This is a genomic window from Kamptonema sp. PCC 6506, assembly GCF_000180455.1.
In the GTDB taxonomy this organism is placed as follows: Bacteria; Cyanobacteriota; Cyanobacteriia; order Cyanobacteriales; family Microcoleaceae; genus Kamptonema; species Kamptonema formosum.
Genome location: NZ_CACA01000139.1, coordinates 1 through 2,081, shown reverse-complemented (window position 1 = coordinate 2,081; position 2,081 = coordinate 1). Strand labels below are relative to the sequence as shown.

The 2,081-nt window shown below is 44.8% G+C and carries 3 protein-coding genes; all 3 read right to left on the bottom strand.

What is annotated here, in order from left to right; genetic code table 11:
* Window positions 1-61: 61 nt before the first annotated feature.
* Genes OSCI_RS08075 through OSCI_RS08065 form a run of 3 tightly spaced genes read right to left on the bottom strand, consistent with a single transcriptional unit; the run spans window position 62 to window position 2,023 of the window.
* Window positions 62-799, bottom strand: a complete 738-nt coding sequence (locus tag OSCI_RS08075) for a glycosyl hydrolase 108 family protein (protein ID WP_007354419.1) — start codon at window positions 797-799, stop codon at window positions 62-64.
* Entirely contained in the window at window positions 796-1,599 is an 804-nt protein-coding gene (locus OSCI_RS08070) for a M23 family metallopeptidase (RefSeq protein ID WP_007354418.1), read from the bottom strand. Before OSCI_RS08070 ends, OSCI_RS08075 begins: the two co-directional genes overlap by 4 nt.
* Entirely contained in the window at window positions 1,592-2,023 is a 432-nt protein-coding gene (locus tag OSCI_RS08065; protein WP_007354417.1) for a hypothetical protein, read from the bottom strand. Before OSCI_RS08065 ends, OSCI_RS08070 begins: the two co-directional genes overlap by 8 nt.
* Window positions 2,024-2,081: the final 58 nt, after the last annotated feature.

The following is a 2,081-nucleotide window of genomic DNA, read 5'->3' as shown; positions in this document are numbered from 1 at the left end:
CTAAACAGCCTTAACCAGTCCGAGTTTGAATTTGGGTTCTTGACAGCGTTAACACACCAGCTTAAAACTTATCAATATACCTATCCCGCCTATCGGCTCGACTGAGCCAACCTGCCCGAAAAACCGAATCTTTATTCCCCGGTGCGCTCCATTTCAAATAATCTTGTCTGTGTCGTTCATTAAGCGCCCTCGCTAGTTGTTTCGGGTCAGCAATGTTGCCAATTTCCCTCAAATATTGTCTCGACCTTCCCACTCCCGAATTAATAGCAATATCGGCACATACTTCAAAAGCAGGCTGAGACAACTCAGCACAACCACCAGGTGCAAAATAATCCTGTTTGTAAATCTGTGCAACCGCAGTCTTAAATGCCACAGGATTCTTATCATAAGCAAACTTGACAAACATAGATGGATGACCGCTAAATCCTGTACCTAAAACTGACAGTAAATCGTTGCGATGATGCCAACCCACACTAGGGATAATTCCCATGCAAGTAAAGCCTTTTTGTCCTTGAAACCAGTTGCCACTGTCGTTACCCAAATTTTGACAGCCTCCCTCAAAGCCAAAAGCTAATTGTAATGCGGCTTCTGCTTTAGTATTTGGTATGCTCACAGCATCTTTTTGTGTTTTTCCAGTAACTTTATCAGCCGTAATTTGAGCAACACTAATTAACTGCTGTGCGGGTTCGGATTGGATGACTGGTGGCACTAAAATGTAAGCTCCAGTTAGCACTACTGCACCCCAAGTAACCAGCCTAAAATCAAATTCATCCCGATGTTTAATTTTGTAAACTGTCATTGACTTTCCTCTGGCAATTTACCTGTTAAAGCTTGATAAATATAGCCCGTTTGTGGCGGCACTTTCTCGCCATCAGTCCCCCCTGGACGCTGTTGAAAATGAAGGTGTGGCCCAGTGCCAGCCGTACCCGATTTAGCTATGACTGTGCCTACTTTTTGAAAGCCGCTTTTGCACTCTCCAACGGGCAAATGTAAGTAGTCAAAACTAACGCCCCATTCTGTTACAGAATAGCTAGCAACCCAACCCCAGCGACCATTATCCCAGCAGCGAACATTAACGGTTCCTCCGACTGGCCCAATCGCATACAAAGGCGTGTACATTGGTGTTGCCACGTCAGTTCCAAAGTGCATCGAACTACAACCGGGACATGGTGATTTACGAGGCCCAAAGGCGCTGCTGATTTGATATCCTGCAATGGTGTCCCCCGCTTGTAGAGAAGTTGCCCATTTGCCGCTAAACTTAGGAGTATTGTTGGAAGTAATGCGGCTACTGCTAGCAGTTTCGGATAAGCCTGATGCAATTGTTGCCTGTTGATTATTGGCGGCTAATTGAACTGTTTGACCTGACTGTGCTGAGTGAACTGTTTGCATTGATTGCCCGCCTCTCACCAACACTCCAACTGAATTCTGCAATATTTTGTTAAGCCCAGGTGCTAAAATAGCGATCGCGATTCCCGTAACGACAACAGCAGTAATAAAATCCCCCCGGCGATAAGCTGTGTCCAAACTAACCGGATTGTGCTGATAGCCAGCTTCAGGAGAGTAAAGCGTAGGAGATGTATCAACAGGAAACTCAAACATCGGTTAACACCTCCCGTTTGTCGAAGGTGTAACTCTTAAACGAACCATCAGGCTCAAATTGCACAATTAGCTTTTTGCCATTAGTTGCAGTCCAACTGAATTTGTCCAGTTCAATCCCACATCCAGCACCGATAATTGCTTCGATTTGCGCTCTCGCTATCCCTGGTTTTAGCAACTCTCTGACTTGGGCATATTGTTCAACAGTGAAGGGTTTTTGATTGATACAACCTGTTGCAGTTTGAGCCAGCACTGTTTTGATTTTGTCGGCTGCAATCGCACCCGCTTTTTCTGCTCTTTGCTTCGTTTCTGGCAACAAAGACCAATCAATTTTTAGATACTCGCCGCTTCGTAAATTGAGCAATAATAACCCACTCATTAACAATAAAGCGATAGCGTTTGAATGTCTTAATTTAGCCCATGCCATAGCAATTTAATGGGGCATTGCTGCCCCACCCTCCCATTTAGTTATTAGTTATTGGTTC

Bases quoted from the DNA above. Each gene is read 5' to 3' on its own strand.
- OSCI_RS08075 (WP_007354419.1), bottom strand. From the start codon at position 799: ATGACAGTTTACAAAATTAAACATCGGGATGAATTTGATTTTAGGCTG.
- OSCI_RS08070 (WP_007354418.1), bottom strand. From the start codon at position 1,599: ATGTTTGAGTTTCCTGTTGATACATCTCCTACGCTTTACTCTCCTGAA.
- OSCI_RS08065 (WP_007354417.1), bottom strand. From the start codon at position 2,023: ATGGCATGGGCTAAATTAAGACATTCAAACGCTATCGCTTTATTGTTA.